The sequence below is a fragment of the Cellulosimicrobium sp. 22598 genome, assembly GCF_052044445.1.
Lineage (GTDB): Bacteria > Actinomycetota > Actinomycetes > Actinomycetales > Cellulomonadaceae > Cellulosimicrobium > Cellulosimicrobium cellulans_G.
Genome location: NZ_JBQEMZ010000012.1, coordinates 61,723 through 78,993, shown reverse-complemented (window position 1 = coordinate 78,993; position 17,271 = coordinate 61,723). Strand labels below are relative to the sequence as shown.

At 73.9% G+C, this 17,271-nt stretch carries 17 protein-coding genes; 9 read left to right on the top strand and 8 right to left on the bottom strand.

Features of this window, described 5'->3' with window-relative positions; translation table 11 throughout:
- Positions 1–43: 43 nt before the first annotated feature.
- The 5 genes from ACTJIY_RS14250 (at position 44) to ACTJIY_RS14230 (ending at position 3,949) form a co-directional block, all read left to right on the top strand.
- Positions 44–997 carry a DUF389 domain-containing protein gene (locus tag ACTJIY_RS14250; protein WP_440674682.1) on the top strand — a complete coding sequence of 318 codons (954 nt, stop codon included), beginning with the start codon at positions 44–46 and terminating at the stop codon, positions 995–997.
- A gap of 104 nt (positions 998–1,101) precedes the next feature.
- Positions 1,102–1,398 carry a type II toxin-antitoxin system VapB family antitoxin gene (locus ACTJIY_RS14245; protein ID WP_353708341.1) on the top strand — a complete coding sequence of 99 codons (297 nt, stop codon included), beginning with the start codon at positions 1,102–1,104 and terminating at the stop codon, positions 1,396–1,398.
- Between the two features lie 25 nt (positions 1,399–1,423).
- On the top strand, positions 1,424–2,074 hold the full coding sequence (locus ACTJIY_RS14240; RefSeq protein ID WP_253054017.1) for a LytR C-terminal domain-containing protein: 651 nt from the start codon (positions 1,424–1,426) through the stop codon (positions 2,072–2,074).
- Positions 2,075–2,126: 52 nt separating this feature from the next.
- The gene (locus ACTJIY_RS14235; protein WP_440674683.1) at positions 2,127–2,735 is read left to right on the top strand and encodes a GNAT family N-acetyltransferase; all 609 of its coding nucleotides are present in this window, start codon (positions 2,127–2,129) and stop codon (positions 2,733–2,735) included.
- Positions 2,736–2,989: 254 nt separating this feature from the next.
- Positions 2,990–3,949, top strand: a complete 960-nt coding sequence (locus ACTJIY_RS14230) for a type IV toxin-antitoxin system AbiEi family antitoxin domain-containing protein (protein ID WP_440674684.1) — start codon at positions 2,990–2,992, stop codon at positions 3,947–3,949.
- 84 nt (positions 3,950–4,033) lie between these two features.
- On the opposite strand, the gene ACTJIY_RS14225 is transcribed toward ACTJIY_RS14230, so the two are convergent.
- From ACTJIY_RS14225 to ACTJIY_RS14200, 6 genes are all read right to left on the bottom strand, one after another.
- Positions 4,034–5,368, bottom strand: a complete 1,335-nt coding sequence (locus ACTJIY_RS14225) for a uracil-xanthine permease family protein (RefSeq protein WP_253054023.1) — start codon at positions 5,366–5,368, stop codon at positions 4,034–4,036.
- 120 nt (positions 5,369–5,488) lie between these two features.
- The gene (locus tag ACTJIY_RS14220) at positions 5,489–7,564 is read right to left on the bottom strand and encodes a glycosyl hydrolase (RefSeq protein WP_440674685.1); all 2,076 of its coding nucleotides are present in this window, start codon (positions 7,562–7,564) and stop codon (positions 5,489–5,491) included.
- A gap of 89 nt (positions 7,565–7,653) precedes the next feature.
- Positions 7,654–8,385: an HlyD family secretion protein gene (locus ACTJIY_RS14215; protein ID WP_353708338.1), complete on the bottom strand. Its 732-nt coding sequence runs from the start codon at positions 8,383–8,385 to the stop codon at positions 7,654–7,656.
- Positions 8,382–10,226 (bottom strand): glycosyltransferase family 2 protein, encoded by a 1,845-nt coding sequence (locus tag ACTJIY_RS14210; protein WP_440674686.1) that lies wholly within the window; start codon positions 10,224–10,226, stop codon positions 8,382–8,384. Before ACTJIY_RS14210 ends, ACTJIY_RS14215 begins: the two co-directional genes overlap by 4 nt.
- A gap of 660 nt (positions 10,227–10,886) precedes the next feature.
- Entirely contained in the window at positions 10,887–11,810 is a 924-nt protein-coding gene (locus ACTJIY_RS14205; RefSeq protein ID WP_440674710.1) for an LLM class F420-dependent oxidoreductase, read from the bottom strand.
- Between the two features lie 158 nt (positions 11,811–11,968).
- Positions 11,969–12,268, bottom strand: coding sequence for a Dabb family protein (locus ACTJIY_RS14200; protein ID WP_253054032.1), 300 nt, complete (start codon positions 12,266–12,268; stop codon positions 11,969–11,971).
- Positions 12,269–12,291: 23 nt separating this feature from the next.
- Here ACTJIY_RS14200 and ACTJIY_RS14195 point away from each other — a divergent pair, with 23 nt between their 5' ends.
- Entirely contained in the window at positions 12,292–13,185 is an 894-nt protein-coding gene (locus ACTJIY_RS14195; protein ID WP_439157669.1) for an LLM class flavin-dependent oxidoreductase, read from the top strand.
- Between the two features lie 170 nt (positions 13,186–13,355).
- On the top strand, positions 13,356–13,556 hold the full coding sequence (locus tag ACTJIY_RS14190) for a DUF2510 domain-containing protein (RefSeq protein ID WP_440674687.1): 201 nt from the start codon (positions 13,356–13,358) through the stop codon (positions 13,554–13,556).
- A gap of 25 nt (positions 13,557–13,581) precedes the next feature.
- Here ACTJIY_RS14190 and ACTJIY_RS14185 read toward each other — a convergent pair whose 3' ends face one another.
- Entirely contained in the window at positions 13,582–14,181 is a 600-nt protein-coding gene (locus tag ACTJIY_RS14185; RefSeq protein ID WP_253054040.1) for a dihydrofolate reductase family protein, read from the bottom strand.
- A gap of 99 nt (positions 14,182–14,280) precedes the next feature.
- The gene (locus ACTJIY_RS14180; RefSeq protein WP_440674688.1) at positions 14,281–16,170 is read right to left on the bottom strand and encodes an ABC transporter ATP-binding protein; all 1,890 of its coding nucleotides are present in this window, start codon (positions 16,168–16,170) and stop codon (positions 14,281–14,283) included.
- A 151-nt stretch (positions 16,171–16,321) separates the two neighbouring features.
- Here ACTJIY_RS14180 and ACTJIY_RS14175 point away from each other — a divergent pair, with 151 nt between their 5' ends.
- Positions 16,322–16,960, top strand: coding sequence for a TetR/AcrR family transcriptional regulator (locus tag ACTJIY_RS14175; protein ID WP_353708332.1), 639 nt, complete (start codon positions 16,322–16,324; stop codon positions 16,958–16,960).
- A complete protein-coding gene (locus ACTJIY_RS14170; RefSeq protein WP_353708331.1) occupies positions 16,957–17,238 on the top strand; it encodes a hypothetical protein in 282 nt (93 codons plus the stop codon). The genes ACTJIY_RS14175 and ACTJIY_RS14170 overlap by 4 nt, the downstream gene beginning before the upstream one ends.
- The last annotated feature ends 33 nt before the right edge of the window (positions 17,239–17,271 follow it).

Genomic DNA, 17,271 nt, shown 5'->3' with positions numbered 1-17,271 from the left:
GGCGCCGCGCCGACGGCCCGCGCCCGCCTGGCACGATGGCGCCATGCTGACTGTGCGGGTCACCGCGGGGCACGACCTCGCCGAACGTCTGCGTCCCGTCCTCGACGCCGACCCCACCGTGTGCGACCTGGCGGTCGTGCCCGGCGCGGCGCTCGAGGGGCGCGGGGACGTCCTCTGGTTCGAGATGGCGCGGGAGAACGCGAACAACGTCATGCGGACGCTCCGGCACGCGGGCGTCCCGGCCGAGGGGAGCATCGTCGTCACGGAGCCCGTGACGGTCGTGTCGGACGCCGCGGTCGCGGCCGAGCGGGCGGCCCCCGGTCATCCCGCCGACGGGGTGCTGTGGGCGCAGCTCGCGGACGCGTCGCGCGAGGACTCCCGGCCCTCCGCCACGTTCTTCGTGTTCCTGCTGCTCGCGACCCTCATCGCGGGGGTCGGGCGCCTGCTGGACCAGCCCATCCTCATCATCGGGGCCATGGTCGTCGGGCCGGAGTTCGCCCCCATCGCGGCGATCTGCTACGCGGTCGTGCGACGGCGGCGCGGGATCGCCGGGTCGGCGCTGGCGACGCTCCTCGGCGGGTTCGCAGGGTGCGCCGCGGTCGCCTGGGCGGTGTGGAGCCTCGCCTACGCGGCGGGCCTCATCACGTTCGAGCAGGCGACGACCGGGGCGCAGACGGAGTTCATCGTGTCGCCCGACGCGTGGTCCTTCGTCATCGCGCTCCTCGCGGGCGTCGCGGGTGTGCTCTCGCTCACCACGGCCAAGTCGGCCGCGCTCGTCGGCGTCTTCATCTCCATCACGACGGTGCCCGCCGTCGGGACGATCGGCCTGACCCTCGCGGTCGGGGCGTGGGACGAGGCGCTCGGCGCGGGCGTCCAGCTCCTCGTGAACGTCGCCGGGCTGCTCGTCGCCGGCATCGCGACGCTGTTCGTCCAGCTCCACCTCGGACGCCGGATGGGCCGCGCGCGCCCGCTCCGGGTCCGCCCCGACGCCCGCTGACGCGAAGGACGCGGGTGCTCCTCGTGGGGAGATCGTGACGACCGCGTGACCGACACCCCGACGACCTGGGCACGGGCCGCCGTCGGGCCTCTAGGATGTGCCGCATGATCTTCAAGGCCGTCGGCGACGGGCGCCCCTACCCGGACCACGGCCGGGTGACCGCCCGCGACTGGGCCGAGGTGCCCCCGCGTCAGGTGCGCCTCGACGAGCTCGTCACCACCAAGCGCACGCTCGACCTCGACGCGCTCCTCGCCGAGGACTCGACGTTCTTCGGCGACCTCTTCGCCCACGTCGTCGAGTACGAGGGCATCCTCTACCTCGAGGACGGGCTGCACCGCGCCGTGCGGGCCGCGCTCCAGCAGCGCGCCATCCTGCACGCCCGCGTCCTGACCGTGCGATGAGCGCGGGGTCCGGTAGGTTTCTGGCGTGACCACCCGCCCCGACACCGCGCGCGCCGAGCGTCGCCGACGCATGCACGAGCGCCAGGCCGTCGTGTTCGGGCTCCTCATCGCCGCGCTCGCCGTCGTCGGGCTCGGTGCGCTGGCCGTGTACACGGGCGCGATCGACGCCCCGTTCGACCGGCCGCTGTCGTCACCCGAGGCGGTCGACGACCTGGCGCACGTCGAGGTCCCCTGCCTCCCCGAGGGCACCCTCCCGGTGGCGACCGGCGACATCCAGGTCAACGTCTACAACGCGTCCGGCAAGGACGCCCCGCTCGGGCGCCTGAACCAGGACCTCCTCACGTCGCGCGGCTTCACGGTGCTCTCCACGGGCAACGCGCCGGACCTGGACGGCGACGAGAAGTCGGACGTCATGGCGCGGACGCAGATCCACTTCGGAGCCGCCGGCCTCGCGCAGGCGTACACGCTCGCCGCCCACTACGACAACCCCGGCCTCGTGCTCGACGCGCGCGAGGACGCCACCGTCGACCTCTACGTGGGTGCCGACTTCGAGGACGTCGTGGACCCCGAGCTCGTCGGCCTGTCCGGCGACGTCCCGCTCGAGAGCCGCGCCGGGTGCGTCGCGATCGAGGAGATCACCCCGCAGCCGCTGCCCGTGCCGCCCGCGGAGGGCTGAGCACGTTCCTCGCCCGGCGCCCGCCGAGCCTCACGACCGCCGAACGGTACCCATGAGCACCCTGCCCCTCCGGCCCGCCCGGACCACCGACCCCGACGAGATCGACCGCCTCTACGAGATCTGCCTCCGGACCGGCGCGTCCGGCGCGGACGCGACCGCGCTGTACACCGACCCGCGGCTGCTCGGCGAGGTCTACCTCGGGGCGTACCTCGCCCTCGAGCCGTCGCTCGCGTTCGTCGTCGAGGCCGACGGCGTGGCCGCGGGCTACGTGCTGGGGGCGCGCGACACCGCCGCGTTCGAGGCGCGGTCCGAGCGGGAATGGTGGCCCCCGCTGCGCGAGCGCTACCCGCTCGGCAGCTTCCCGGAGGGCTCCCGCGACGAGGCGCTGGTCCGTCAGATCCACCGCCCGCACCTCACCGACCCCTCGGTGCTCCCCGACTACCCCGCGCACCTCCACGTCGACCTGCTCCCCGCCGCGCAGGGCGGCGGCAACGGCCGTCGGCTGATGGCGGCCCTGTTCGACGCCCTCCGCGCCGCCGGGGCCCCGGGAGTCCACCTCGGCGTCGCGGAGGACAACGTCTCCGCGATCGGCTTCTACGAGCACCTCGGCTTCACCCGCCTCGACGTCGACGAGGGCCTGGTCCTGGGCCTCCACCTCTGACCCGCCGCCCCGGTGCCGACCCCGGGATCGCTCCTCACGCGCGGCACCTCCTGGGGAGAGATCCCGGGTTGGCGCCGAACCCTGGACTTCTCCCTATCGACGCGCGCGTGTGAGGAGCGATCCAGGGGTCGGCGCTCACGCGCGAGGCGGGGACTGACTCGACGGGTTCCACAGCCCCTCGGTTCGGGGGTCCCGTCCACAGGGGGCGTCCGGCGAGCCCCTCCGACGACGTCAGGTGCGCTGGGATGCGACCCATGCCGCCCCGTTCTCCCGTACCGGAAGCCCTGCGTGCCGTCGCCGCCCAGCAGGAGTCGCTCGTCTGCACGAGGCAGTGCGTCGAGGCCGGGGTCGGTCGGAACGTCCTGACCCGCCTCGTGCGCTCGGGGTCCTGGTCACGGATCACCGCCGGCGTGTACGACCTCGACGCGACACCCTGGCAGGCGCGTCCGCCCGACTCCCGACGCCGCCGTGCTGCCTGGGCGGCGCTGCTCGCCTTCGGCCCCGAGGCGATCGCCGTCGGGCCGTGCGCGCTCGCGCTGCTCGGCGTCGCGGGACTGCCCGCGCGCGTCGTCCCCCAGGCGACGTTGCCGGGTGCCCGCTCCCTCGAGTCGCGCGACGGCATCCGGCTGCGCATGTTCGACGACGGCATGACCGTCGTGCGGGTCGGCGACCGGTACGTGGCCGCCCCCGAGTGGGCGCTGGCCCAGGCGGTGCCCGAGCTCGACCGCCCCTGGGCCGTGGCGGTCATGGACTCGGCTCTCCACCTCGGGCTGGTGACGCCCGAAGGTCTCGACCGCGCGCACGACCACGCCCGTGGTCGGCGGGGTGTCGCGCGGACGCACTCGTGGTGGGAGCTCGCGGACTGTCGCGCGGAGTCACCGTTGGAGACCTGGGTACGGCTCGACTGCGTCGACGGCGGCGTCCCGCCGGACACGCTCCAGGTCCCGCTGGTCGGGTCGAGCGGACGGGAACGGCGCGGCGACCTGGGCTGGCTGCTCGACGACGGCCGCTGGGTCGTCGCCGAGGCCGACGGCGCGGAGTTCCACGACACCCCGAGCGCCGCGTTCGCCGACCGGGAACGTCACAACGACCTCGTGACCGGCGACGTCGCGGCGATGCTTCGATTCACCTCCGCCGACACCCACGTGCCGGGCCGCGTCGCAACCACGGTCCGCCGCGCGCTCCTGTCGACGGGACGCCGTCGTGCCGCGTGACGTGAGGACGCCGAACCCGGGCCCGCTCCCCAGCGAAGGCTTCGGCTGGGGAGAGATCCCGGGTTCGGCATCGGGCGGGGTCCGTCAGCGGGCGTCCTCGACCGCGTCGTGGACGATCGGCTCGTCGCCGCCAGGGGCCGACGCCGGGCTGGCGGGCTCCTGGGTCGTGCCGCGCCACCGCGCGATGGTCCGCATGAGGTGGTAGATCACGAGCGCCGCCGCGGTGCCGAGCGCGATGCCCTCGAACGTCAGGTCGCCGACGACCCACGTGAAGTTCGCGATGCCGACGACGAGCGGCACGGCGGCGGTCGTGAGGTTGACCGGGTTGGAGAAGTCGACCTTGTTCTGCACCCAGATGCGCGCGCCGAGGATGCCGATCATGCCGTAGAGCATCGTCGCCGCACCGCCCAGGACCCCGGCGGGGATGGTCGCGATGAGCTCACCGAACTTCGGCGAGAGCGAGAGCACCAGGGCGGTCGCCGCCGCGACCCAGTACGCCGCGGTCGAGTAGACGCGCGTCGCCGCCATGACGCCGATGTTCTCGGCGTACGTGGTCGTGCCGGACCCGCCGCCGATGCCCGCGAACGTCGTCGCGAGGCCGTCCGCGAAGAGGGCGCGGCCGGTGAGGTCGTCGAGGTTCTTGCCGGTCATCGCCGCGACCGACTTCACGTGCCCGACGTTCTCCGCGATGAGCACGAGCACGACGGGCACGAACAGGCCGAGCACGGCGACGTCGAACGTGGGCGTGACGAACTCGGGGAACCCGATCCAGTCAGCCTTGCGCATGTCGGTGAAGTCGACCTCGCCCTGGAGCAGCGCCGCGACGTAGCCGACCACGACCCCGACCAGGATCGACAGGCGCCCGAGGATGCCCTTGAACAGGACGCTCACCAGGATGATCGACCCGAGCGTGACGAGCGCCGTGACCGGCGCCTTCTCGAAGTTGTCCCACGCGGCCGGGGCGAGATTGAGGCCGATGAGCGCGACGATCGTGCCCGTGACGATCGGCGGCATGACGACGTCGATCCATCGCGCGCCCGCGACGTGCACGAGCAGGCCGACCGCGGCGAGCACGAGGCCGGTGACGAGGATGCCGCCGACGGCGACGGACTGGCCCTGCGACATCGTCGCGGCACCGATCGGGGCGATGAACGCGAAGCTCGACCCGAGGTAGCTCGGCAGCCGGTTGCGCGTGATGAGCAGGAACCCGACGGTGCCGATCGCGGAGAAGAACAGCGTCGTCGCGGGCGAGAACCCGGTGAGCAGCGGCACGAGGAACGTCGCGCCGAACATGGCGACGACGTGCTGCATGCCGATCCCGATGGTCCGCGGCCAGGTCAGCCGCTCGTCCGGGTCGACGACGTCCCCCGGCGCGACCGTCTTCCCGTTCCCGTGCAACCGCCACCCGATGGCGCTCATGTCTCTCCCGTCCGTGAAGTTCGTGTGAAGACCCCCGGAGCAGGGTAGTGCCCGCCGAACCCGGGGTTGCTCCTCACGCGGGCGGTCCGGTGAGGAACGACCCCGGGTTCGGCGGCGGTGCTACGCGGCCGCGTGCACCTGGAGCCATGCCAGGAGGTAGCTGCGGGTGGTGCCGTCGTCGATGCGTTCCGCCGGGAGGGTGCGGGCGACCTCCAGTGCGGCCGCGGCGTCGTCCGGGCCGGCGAGCGCCGCGTACATCAGGAGCTGGTCGCCGAACAGCACGTCCCACGACGCGGGGTCGTCGCGGGGGCCCGCGAGCGCCTCGTCGAGGTTCGCCCGGATGCGCTCCGGGTCGCCCGCGAGGTAGCCCGCGACGGGCTGCGTCGGCAGCACGAGGATGCCGAGCATCGCGCTCGGCTCGGCGCTGAACCACGTGGCCCAGTCGCGCTTGCCGCCCCACACGAGCGACGTCACGGTGTGCCCGAACCCGTCGAGCGCAGGGTCGTCGCGGTCGACGTCGGTCCAGTACGCGCGCGCCGACGCCGCCTCGGCGGACAGCAGCCAGCGCGCCTGCGCCTCGAGCGTCGCGTCCCCCGACGCCTGCGCCCACAGCGCCAGCCCGTTCCACGCGGACACGGCCTCGGACGCGGACTCCTGGTTGTTCCCGTCCGCGAAGGGCGCGTACCCCGACGCCCACGAGTGGCCGGCGTACGCGTCGAACACGCGCAGCGCCGGGAAGTCCTCGTCGCCCGCGCCGGACGCGACGTCCGCGGCGAGCAGGTCGAGCACGGGCGCGAGGTCCGCGGCGAGCGCCGGGTCGTCGGCTGCGACGACGCCCGCGGCGTAGAGGAAGTACCCGTAGTGGAAGTGGTGGTCGTTGAGCTCGTCCGACCCGAACGACGGCGTCCGCCCGACGACGCTGCGCACCTCGGGGTCGTAGACGAAGCAGCGCGCGTCGCGCTCCGCGCAGCCGGAGGGCTCGGCCCACTCGCGCAGCGCGGCCGAGAGGTCGTCGCGCAGCGGCGCCGCGACGTCGTCGAGCCCGAGCTGTTCGGCGAGGGCGAGCAGGTTCGCGTCGCGCGCGAGCGCCTTGCCCCCGAAGTACGTGTCCGACGGCACCTCGAGAGACCCCGCCTCGAGCGCCGCGGCGTCGGCCCGCACCTGGTCGGCGAGCTCCGTCGTCTCGTTCTCGCCCAGCCCGGAGAGGTCGAGCGCCCCGGCGGGTTCGACGGCGGGACTAGACCAGGCGAGCGTGCTCGCCGTGCACACGTCGACCGTCCCGAGCACGGTCGCGTAGGTGCCCAGGCCGCACGACGCGCCGTCGCTCTCGCGCTGGTGCGGCAGCCGCACGACGACGGTCCCCGGCCCGGGCTCGTCACTCCCGGTCTCGTAGGTGATCGCCGTGGTGGCGGCGTCGTCGGCCACGCCGTACGCGAGGGTCGTGCCCGTGACGGGGTGCGCGGCCGCCTCGGCGAGCGTCGCGACGGCACCGTCCGGGGCGCCGTCCGGCACGGGGAACCACGCGACGGAGTCGCCCGCGGCGAGGTCGAGCGAACGACCGTCGTCGGACAGCGCGCCCTCCGCCCCGACCAGCACGTACTCGCGTCCGCCCGCCTCGGTCGTGACGAGCCCGTCCGCCGCGTCGAACGCGACGGTGAGCGCCGCCGTCTGGTCCGTCGCCGCGGTGTACCGCAGGACGGGCGACCCCTCGACGAGGGCCACCGTCCCCAGGACGGAGCCTGCGTCGAGCAGGTCGACCGTGACGGACGCGGTGTCGTAGGCGGTGACCTCGACCGACTCCGCCCCGACGTCCACGCCGACCCGCGGCACGAACGGGCCGAGGATCGACTGCTCGGTGACCTCGACGTCGGGCAGGCCGAACGCGAACCCGCCGTCGGTCACGCCGAACGCGAGCGGCACGGGGAACACCGGCAGCGGCTCGTCGCCGAACACCAGCCCGGAGAACCAGCGGTTGGTCGGCGGGACCAGGCCGTCCGCGAGCCGGGCGGTGGGCATCGGAGCGACCGACTCCTGCGGCAGGATCGACGGGTCGACGTCGGGGACGGTCCCGGTCAGGTCCGCGGCGGGGTGCCCGACGGCGGAGCCCGCCCCGGGCGGTCCCGTCGCCCCGGGCGACACGTCCGTCTCGAACAGCCCGCACCCGGTGACGAGCGCTGCCGATGCGAGCACCACCACGACGGCCCGTCCGCGAGATCGGCCCGAGCGCCCGAGATCGACCTTCGGGAGGTCGATCTCGTGGCGGACGGGTCGACCCCGGCGGGGCGTCACAGCCCCACCTTGCGGAGGAACGCGCCGAACGACTCGTCGACCCCGGCGAGCGGGCCGTCGTCGTGCAGCTCGATGCTCGCCGTGACGGGCGTGCCCGACGCGACGAGTCCGTGCTCCGCGCCGCGCACGAGCGCGTCGCTCGTGACCTCGATCGTGGCCTCCGCCTGGTTGGCGGTGTTCTGCACCGCGACCGACGCGACCTCGCCCGCGACCTCCACCTGGTTCGGCAGCACGACCGTGACCTCCGCGCCCTGGCGGACGCGCGCGAAGTCGCTCGGGTCGAGCGTCAGCCGGGCGTCGACGAACAGCGACCCTTCGCGCTCGAGCGACGCGATCACCTCGCCGGCCTGGACGAACCCGCCCTCGCGGGTCGTGACGTCGGTGACCACGGCGTCGTAGGGCGCGACCAGCGTGATCGTCCCGTCGGGCGCCACCTGGTACGCGGACGTGTCGGCGCTGACGAGCCCGAGCGCGATGTCGTGCTGGAGCGTCAGGCTGCTCACGGTGAACAGCGGGTCGCCCGCGGCGACCTCGTCCCCCTCGGCGACCTCCGCCGCGGTGACGGTCCCCGCGTAGTCGCTGCCGACGTCGAGCACCTCGGCCCGGATGGTCGCCGTGGTGCTCGTCGCCTGCCCGAGGCGCCGGTTCATGACGAGCGTGAGCGCCGCGCACACGAGCACCACCACGAGCAGCCCGCCCACGAGGCGGAAGCGGTTCGACCAGGTCATGCGACACCTCCGACAGGTCCGGACGACGAGTCCCCGCCACGGCGCGCCCGCCGCCTCCCGGCCCGCGTCCCGACGCCGACCGTCACCTCCACGCCGAGCCGCGCCGACAACGCCTCGTCGACGACGGCCGCGGCCGCTCCGTCCCGCGGCCGGACCAAACGCCCTCCGTCCCGAGCCGCCAGGCGCGTCGACCGCGACTCTCGGAGGGCCGTCACGACGAACGCGCCGAGGATCAGCGTGTTGGTGACGTTCCAGGCGAGCGCGAGGCTCGGCATCGGGTCGCCCCACTCCTTCCAGGCCCCGACCACCGACGTCACGAGCAGGAACGCGAAGAACAGCACCTGCGGGATCATGTAGTTGAACGGCGACGTGACCTTCCCCTTGCTGCCGGTCACGTGCCACGCCTGCTCCTTGCCGGTCAGCGCGTTCCACAGGGCCGTGGTGTAGATGGGGAACGACACGGACGCGAGCATGAGCACCTCCCACCGGAACGACCCGAGCGTGAAGAACGCGATGGCGATCTGGAGCACGTAGAAGCCCGCGTAGTAGAGCAGCCACGTGCCCCACGAGATGGTGAGGTTCATGGGCGTGAGGTCGAGGTAGATCTGCAGCGGCGGCACGAGCAGCAGCACGAGCGGCGCGATGCCCGCGAGGTAGTGCGTCGCGGTGACGGTGTACTGGAGCCGCTGGTCGAGCGTGAGGGTGCGGCGCGGGCTGAGCGGGTTGTGCTGGAGCAGGATCTCGAACCCGCCGGTCGCCCAGCGCAGCTGCTGCTTGGTGTACGCCTCGACGGTCTCCGGGGTGTCGCCGACCGCGAGCGTCGTGGGGATGTAGATCGTGCGCCACCCGCGCTCGTGGAGCATGAGCGACGTCCACACGTCCTCGGACTTGGAGTCGGTGTGCATGCCGCCGATGTCGTCGATCGCGGCGCGGCGGAAGATCACGTTGGTCCCGACGCAGAACGCGGCGTTGAAGCGGTTGCGGCCAGGCTGCACGAACCGGTAGAAGACGGCCTGCATGTACCCGGCGCCGCGCGAGATGAGGTTGTCGAGGTTGCCGTAGGTCTGCGGCGTCTGGACGAACGCGACGTCGTCCTTGACGAAGAACGGCACGGCCTCCACGAGGAGCTCCGGCCTGGCGACGAAGTCGGCGTCGAGGATGACGAAGAAGTCGCCCTTGGCGATGGCGAGCGCGTGGTTGACGTTGCCGGCCTTCGCGCCGTTGCTCGACAGCCGTCGCACGTAGCGCGCCCCGAGCTGGGCGGCGAGGTCGCGGACGTCGTCGGACCGGCCGTCGTCGAGCACCCACGTGCGGTGGGTGCCGCGGACCGCGAGGGCAGCGCGCACCGTGCGCGCGATGGTGTCGAGGTCCTCGCCGTAGGTCGTGATGAGGACGTCGACCGTGACGGGACGGTCGTGGAGGTACAGGTTCCAGCGCGTCGGGTCGTCCTCGGCGCCGTCGCGGATGATCTCGGGGACGTCGAACAGGCGGTCCTTCGCGTGGTGGAACGAGAACCCGCGCGGGTCGTGCCCGCTCGACAGGACGGTCCACATCGCCAGCAGCGCCTGGGCGACGAGCACCGACTCGGCCGTGATGACCATGACGTACGGCAGCGCGTCGCCGCGGTTGGCCGGGTTGAGCAGGAACACCGCGTACGCGACGACGCCGAGCGTCGCCAGCAGCATGATCATGACGAGCGACGGCGAGCGCGCGGCGGAGTTCTCGTCGCGCGGCGGGCCGGTCGGGCGGTCGACGTCGGCGCTCGGGCCGAACGTCGCGGGCCGCACGTGCTGCGTACGGCGCGGGGTGACGACCAGGCGGTCGAACTCGGAGACGGGCATCGCAGACCTCCGGCTCTCGACGGGGCCCCGGGAATCCTCCGGGGGGCGCGGTCGGGCCGACGGCGGACGACGGCGGGCGGACCCGCCGGGTCGTCGAGAGCCCGGGTGCGGCGACGTCGTCGGCGTCGTGACGTGGTGCGTGTCGTGCCGTGGTGCGGTGCCGTGCGGGACGTGCGGTGCGGTGCCGTGCGGGACGTGCGGTGCGGCCGAGCCGGTCAAGCGCGGGCCGAGACGGGTCGAGGTGGCCCGCACCAGCGGGCCACCTCGTCGTCTGCGCCGAACGTAGCGGTGCCGGGCGGGCTTGTCACGGGTCGTGCGGGGTGACGCGACGGCCTCTCTTCCGCCCCAGGTCAGATGTGAACGGGCCGGGCCGCGGGCGGCGCCACGTCGTCGAGGTGGGCCGGATCGTTGGTGCGGTGCCGTTCCCGACCCGGTCGGACGCCGTCGTCCGCGACCGGGTGAGCGCTCACCCGGCGGCGACCCGCACGAGCCGGAAACGAGTCGTTCACGGGCGGAAACGGAGAATTCACGGCGCCGGCGCGCCGGGCGTCCGACGGATGGACGCGTGCGGCGGGCGGACGGCACCGGCCGCGGTCGCGGTCGCGGTCGACGATGCCCGCGTCGCGACGAGCCTGACCGTCGCGACGCGGGCACGGACGGTCAGGGCAGCTGCGGCACGACCTCGGACGCGATGAGGTCGAGGTGGTCGAGGTCGTGCAGGTCGAGCACCTGGAGGTAGAAGCGCGTCGCGCCCTGCTCGGCCGCGGCGGCGATCTTGTCCGCGACCTCGGAGACCGTCCCGGCCAGGCCGTTGCGGCGCACCTCGTCGGGCTCGCGCCCGATCGCGTCGGCCCGACGGCGGAACTCCGCCTCGTCCCTGCCCACCGCGACGACGAACGCCGCCGAGTACACGAGCGAGTCGGGGTCACGGTCGGCGTCGAGGCACGCGGCGCGCACGTTCTCGAACCGGTCGGGCAGGACGCCCGGGTCGGGGAACGCCGCGTTGAACTCGCTCGCGTACCGCGCCGCGAGCGCCGGGGTGCGCCGGGGACCGTGGCCGCCGACGATCACCGGGACGCGCTCCTGCGCGGGCTTCGGCAGGGCCGGGGAGTCCGTGAGCGCGTAGTGCTCGCCGCTGAACGAGAACGTCTCCCCGACCGGCGTCTCCCACAGCCCGGTGATCACCGCGAGCTGCTCCTCGAGGATCCCGAACCGCTTCTCCGGGAACGGGATGCCGTACGCCTCGTGCTCGCGCGCGAACCAGCCCGCGCCGAGCCCGAGCTCCACGCGACCGCCCGACATCTGGTCGACCTGCGCGACCTGGATCGCCAGCACGCCCGGGTGGCGGAACGTCGCCGACGACACGAGCGTGCCGAGCCGGATGCGGCTCGTCTCGCGGGCCAGGCCGGCGAGCGTCGTCCACGCGTCGGTCGGGCCGGGCAGCCCGTCGCCGTCGCCCATGACGAGGTAGTGGTCGGAGCGGAAGAAGGCGTCGAACCCGAGGTCCTCGGTGGCCTTCGCGACCGCGAGGAGGTCGTCGTAGGAGGCGCCCTGCTGGGGCTCGGTGAAGATGCGCAGGTCGATCTGGGTCATGCCGTCACCCTGCCACACCGGGCGACTGCCCCCGCCCGCAGGAGCCCCCGTCCCGCGAGGTAGAACGTCCGGTCGCGAGGTAGAACGCGCCGAGCTCTACCTCGCGACGCGATGTTCTACCTCGGCGAAGGCACCGGGCGGCGATGCAGTCAGTCGGCGAGCGGGACGAGGTCGAGCTCCTGGAACTCCGCGACCTCGGGCACCCAGCGGTCGGCGACGAACCCGCGGTGGTCCGGGTGGGCGTCGTACGCGGCGTACGCGGCGTCGTCGTCGAACACCATGGAGAACTGGAACGTCAGCGGGCTCTTGGCGCTCACCTGGCGCGAGACCGTGAAGTCCCGCACCCCCGGGATCGCGGTGAGCGTGCGGCGCGCGGTGCCGAGGAACTCGGCCTCCTCGGCGCTGCCGGCGGGGTGGACGAGGCGGAAGGCGACGGTGTGCTGGATCACGCCCCCACCCTAGGCTGGCGACCATGCGCGTGAGCACCGTGATCCTGCCGATCTACCCGTGGAGTGAGGGCCGCGACGTGTGGCGCGAGGCCGACGACCTCGGGTTCCACGCCGCCTACACGTACGACCACCTGTCGTGGCGGACCTTCCGCGACGGGCCGTGGTTCGGCGCCGTCCCGACGCTCGCCGCCGCGGCGGGCGCGACGGAGCGGGTACGCCTGGGCACGCTCGTGTCGTCGCCGAACTTCCGTGAGCCGGTGACGTTCGCGAAGGATGTCATGACGCTGGACGACCTGTCGGGCGGCCGGATCACGGTCGGTCTCGGTGCGGGCACGACCGGCTTCGACGCGGCGGTGCTCGGCGGAGAGCCGTGGTCCGCGCGCGAGCGGGCGGACCGTCTGCGCGACTTCACGGTCCTGCTGGACCGGCTGCTCACCGAGCCCGCCGTCACGCACGACGAGGGCCACTACCGCGCGCACGAGGCACGGACCATCCCCGGTCCGGTGCAGTCCCCGCGCGTGCCGTTCGCCATCGCCGCGACCGGCCCGCGCGGCCTGCGGCTCGCCGCGCGCTACGGCCAGGCGTGGGTGACGACGGGCGACGGCCGCCTGGGCGACGACGCGACCCCGGCGCAGTCCCGCGCGGCGGTCCGCGACCAGGTGGAGCGGCTGGAGGCCGCGTGCGCCGACGCCGGTCGCGACGCGGCGTCGGTCGAGCGGATCCTGCTCACCGGCTTCACGCCTGACCCCGCGCTCGCGTCGGTCGACGCGTTCGTCGAGACCGCGCGCGGGTACGCGGAGGCGGGGATCACGGAGATCGTCGTCCACCGGCCGATCCCCGGCACGCAGTTCGCCGCCGACCAGCGCGTCTTCGAGCAGATCGCGACCGACGGAGCGGCCCAGGTCGCCGGTCTCTGACCGTTCCGATCCCGCCCGGAGGCGAGCCACCGCCGTCGACCACGGCGCCGCGGTGACGGTGGTTCGCGGCCGGAGGGAACCTCGCCGGCCTCTGCTGCGTGAAAGAGGTGGGGCTGCTGTGACACAGGTCCGTACGGAGGGGCTCACGGTCCGTGACGCGAGGAGGCGACATGCGCAAGGCACCGGCGGGGTGGTACCCGGACGCACCGGGGTCGGGCAGCGAGCGCTGGTACGACGGCGCGGCGTGGACCGACCGCACCCGGACCCGCCGCGCGGCGGAGGGCGCCGGGCCGTGGCGGCGCGTCCTCGTCGTCGGGGCGGTCGTCGTGCTCGTCGTCGCGGCGCCGCTCCTGCTCGCCGTGCTCGACTGAGGCACCGCGACCCCGACACGGGCCGTCAGCCGAGCGGCCCCAGCACCCGGTACGTGACGTGCGTGACGAGCGACGCGGCGCGCACGGCGACGGTCTCGAGCGCGAGGGGCGGGACGCCGTCGAGCACGCGGTCCCCGTGCCCGAGGACCTGCGGCACGACGTGCAGCCGGAGCTCGTCGAGGAGCCCGGCCGAGAGCGCCTGGTTGATGGTCGCGGCGCCGCCGGCGACGGAGACGTCCCGGTCGCCCGCGGCCTCCCGCGCCTGCGCGACGGCGGACTCGATGCCGTCGGTCACGAAGAAGAACGTCGTCCCGCCCTCCATGACGAGCGGTTCGCGCGGGTGGTGCGTGAGCACGAACACGGGCCCGTGGTACGGCGGCTCCGGACCCCACCACCCGCGCCAGTCGAGGTCCCACTCGCCGCGGCCCGGGGTGAACATGTTGCGGCCCATGACGTACGCACCGGCGGCGAGGATCGCGTCGAGCTCCGCACGGTTCTCGTCAGCCGTCTCGAACATCCACCGATGCAGGTCCACGCCCTCTCCGAACGGGTGCTCCACCGTCTGGTCAGGCCGGGACGAGAACCCGTCCACCGACACCGCCACGTCGCACGTCACGTTCCCCATGCCGCCCTCACCCTCCGCGGTCGGCACGAGCCGCGACCGCCGTCGTCCACACCTGACGCCACCTCCGACCGCGCGCGCACCCGGAACTCATCGCACCCGCTATCTCGACGTGGCGGCCTCCTCGGTCGCGATGCGCAAGGCGGCGACGAGCTCGCGGTAGAGCTCGTCGGTCGCGAGGAGCTCGGCGTGCGTCCCGCGGGCGCGGACGCGTCCGTCCTCCATGACGAGGATGAGGTCGGCGTCGATCACGGTCGACAGGCGGTGCGCGATCGTCACGACGGCGCGGTCGCGCGCGAGGTCCTCGATGACGGCGTGCACGGCGGCCTCGGTGAGCCCGTCGACCTGCGCCGTCGCCTCGTCGAGCAACAGGACGTCGGGCGCGTGCAGGACGGCGCGCGCGAGGGCGACGCGCTGCCGCTCGCCGCCCGAGACGGTCGTCCCGACGAGGGACGTGTCGAGGCCCTCGGCGAGCGAGCGCACCTTGGCCTCGAGCCGGACCTTCGCGAGCGCGGCCCACATGGCCTCGTCGGTCGCACCGGGGTCGGAGAGGAGGAGGTTCTCGCGGATCGTCCCCGGCACGACGGGCGTCTCCTGCTCGACGTACGCGAAGCGGCGCCGGACGTCGTCGAACGTGAGGTCGTCGTAGGGCACGCCGTCGAGGAGGATCTGCCCGGACTCGGGCTGGAGGAACCGCAGCAGCAGGGAGAACGTCGTGGTCTTGCCCGCGCCCGACGGCCCGACGATCGCGACCTGCCCCCGGTGGGGCACGTCGAGGTCGAGGTCGCGGACGACGGGCTCGCCGCCGGGCAGGTAGCGCGCCGTGACGCCCCGCAGGGAGAGGCGCGGCGTCCCGGCAGCGGTCCCGTCCGTGCCCGACGTCGCGCCCGCCACGGCCTCCCGAGTCGCCTCCGCAGCGGCCGGGTCCAGCGCCGCGGCGCCCGCCCGGGCCGGCCGAGCGACGTCGTCGTCCTCCTCCGGCTCGATCGACTGGACCTCGCTGATGCGTCCCGCGGCGGCGATGCCGGCCTGGAGCTGCGTGACGTTCATGGTGAGGCCGGTGACGGGCTCGACGATCTGGAACGCGTAGAGGAGGAACGCGACGAGGCTCGACACCGCGAGCAGCCCCTCGTCGACGCGCCACGCGCCGAGCGCGAGGATGACGATGATCGCGAGCTGGATCCCGCCGCCCGCGATGGTCCACGCGACCGCCTCGGTCCGCACGGCCCGGACGCTGTGCCGCGCGGACGCCTGCGCGTCGTCGAGCACCCGCTCGATCTGGCGCCCCTCGGCGCGGCTGGCCTTGATGGTGCGGATCGCGCGGAGGCCGCCCTCGAGCGTGCCGCCGAGGCTGCCGAGCGACTCCTGCGCCTTCTCCTGCGCCTTCGCGATCCGCGGCATGAGCGCGCCGACGAGCACCGCGATGACGACGATCGCGCCGAGCGTCGTGCCGAGCAGCACGATGTCGAGCACGCCCATGAGGACGATCGTCCCGACGAGGGACACGGCGAAGTTGACGAGGTTGACGATGCTCGACGACGCGGCCTCCCGCAGCAGCACGGTGTCGGACGTGACGCGCGTGACGAGCTCGCCGGTCGGGCGCCCGGTGAGCGCACCGATCCGCGCGCGGAAGTAGCGCCGGACCATGGACGACCGCGCGTCGAGCACGACCCGCTCGGCGAGCGTGCCGAGCAGGATCCACTGCCACAGCCCGAGCACGAGGCCCACGACGAGCAGCCCGACGAGCGTGAGGACGGCCGGGGTCAGCGACTCTCCCGTCCCGAGGGTGTCGAGCACCCACTTGGTGACCATCGGCGTCGCGAGCGCCGCGGCGGTGGTGCCCAGCCCCAGGACGAGGCCGAGCAGGAGCGTGCGGCGGTGCGGTCGGACGAACTCCCCGAGCACCTTGAGCCGCGGGAGGAACGGGCCGGTGGGCGTGTCGGGCGTGGCGGGCGTCGTGGTCGGCGAGCCGGTGGCGTCAGTCGTGGGCATGGCGTCAACCATGGTTGACATCCTCTCTCGTGTCAACTGTGGTTGACGCGGGCGAAACACAGCAGCGGAACGGGCGTGCCCACTAGTGGAACATTCCTGTTCCACTAGTGGCAAGAGGTGTTCCACTGCGCGGAGGGCTATCGTGGGCCGCGTGACGGCACGAACCAGCGCGCGGGACGCCACCACCGCGCCGGCCCTCGCAGCGGCGCGCGACGGCGCGCCCGCGGAGAGCGGCACCCGCGCGCGCACGCGGCGCGCGATCCTCGACGCCGCGGTCGCCGTGCTCAGCACGGACAAGTCCGCGTCGCTCGGCGACGTCGCCCAGGCCGCGCAGGTGGGGCGCACGACGCTGCACCGCTACTTCCCCGAGCGGGCCGACCTCGTCGAGGCGATCGGGACCGAGGCCGTCGAGCGCACGCGCGCCGCGATCACCGCGGCCCGCCTCGACGACGGCGCCCCCGCGTCCGCGCTGCGCCGCCTCGCGTTCGAGTACTTCGACCTCGGCCCCTGGTACATGGTGCTGTTCAACGAGCTGTCCGGCGGCGAGCCCGAGTTCTGGGCGGAGTCCGACGCGGTGGAGGAGCCGGTGCGCGACCTCCTGCGCCGCGGCCAGGCGGACGGCGTGTTCGACGACCAGCTCAGCGTCGCGTGGCTCGTCCGCACGCTCTGGTGGATGCTCTTCAACGCGTGGGCGATGCACGACGAGGGCGAGGCGACGCGGGCCGACGCGCTGCGCATGGCCGTGCGCAGCATCGAGGGCGTGGCGCTCGCCCGCGAGGCCCGCCCGTGAGCACGGCCCCGACCCCGCGACCCGGCCTCGGCGAGCGCCTGCGGCGCTGGTGGCAGCGTGCCGACGAGGTGCGCACGGGCGTGCGCTGGGCGAGCGTGGGGACGGTCTTCGGCGGGATCGCCGTCGCGCTCGTGTGCCTCGTCCTCGTGCTGCGCGGCCGCGTCTGGGCGTGGTTCCCGCTCCTCGTCGCCGCCGCCGTCGCGCTGCGCGAGGTCCGCTACCTCCAGCGCGCCGCACGCGGCGGCCGACCCCGCTACCAGGAGAACGCGCCGCGCTGAGGTCCGAGCCGTGTGCGAGCCGACTCCGGACCG

What these genes read in the sequence shown, in the direction of transcription:
- ACTJIY_RS14215 (WP_353708338.1), bottom strand. Translation starts at nt 8,385, where the DNA reads ATGACCTGGTCGAACCGCTTCCGCCTCGTGGGCGGGCTGCTCGTGGTG.
- ACTJIY_RS14180 (WP_440674688.1), bottom strand. Translation starts at nt 16,170, where the DNA reads ATGCCCACGACTGACGCCACCGGCTCGCCGACCACGACGCCCGCCACG.
- ACTJIY_RS14245 (WP_353708341.1), top strand. Translation starts at nt 1,102, where the DNA reads ATGATCTTCAAGGCCGTCGGCGACGGGCGCCCCTACCCGGACCACGGC.
- ACTJIY_RS14190 (WP_440674687.1), top strand. Translation starts at nt 13,356, where the DNA reads ATGCGCAAGGCACCGGCGGGGTGGTACCCGGACGCACCGGGGTCGGGC.
- ACTJIY_RS14250 (WP_440674682.1), top strand. Translation starts at nt 44, where the DNA reads ATGCTGACTGTGCGGGTCACCGCGGGGCACGACCTCGCCGAACGTCTG.
- ACTJIY_RS14185 (WP_253054040.1), bottom strand. Translation starts at nt 14,181, where the DNA reads ATGGGGAACGTGACGTGCGACGTGGCGGTGTCGGTGGACGGGTTCTCG.
- ACTJIY_RS14235 (WP_440674683.1), top strand. Translation starts at nt 2,127, where the DNA reads ATGAGCACCCTGCCCCTCCGGCCCGCCCGGACCACCGACCCCGACGAG.
- ACTJIY_RS14225 (WP_253054023.1), bottom strand. Translation starts at nt 5,368, where the DNA reads ATGAGCGCCATCGGGTGGCGGTTGCACGGGAACGGGAAGACGGTCGCG.
- ACTJIY_RS14210 (WP_440674686.1), bottom strand. Translation starts at nt 10,226, where the DNA reads ATGCCCGTCTCCGAGTTCGACCGCCTGGTCGTCACCCCGCGCCGTACG.
- ACTJIY_RS14230 (WP_440674684.1), top strand. Translation starts at nt 2,990, where the DNA reads ATGCCGCCCCGTTCTCCCGTACCGGAAGCCCTGCGTGCCGTCGCCGCC.
- ACTJIY_RS14195 (WP_439157669.1), top strand. Translation starts at nt 12,292, where the DNA reads ATGCGCGTGAGCACCGTGATCCTGCCGATCTACCCGTGGAGTGAGGGC.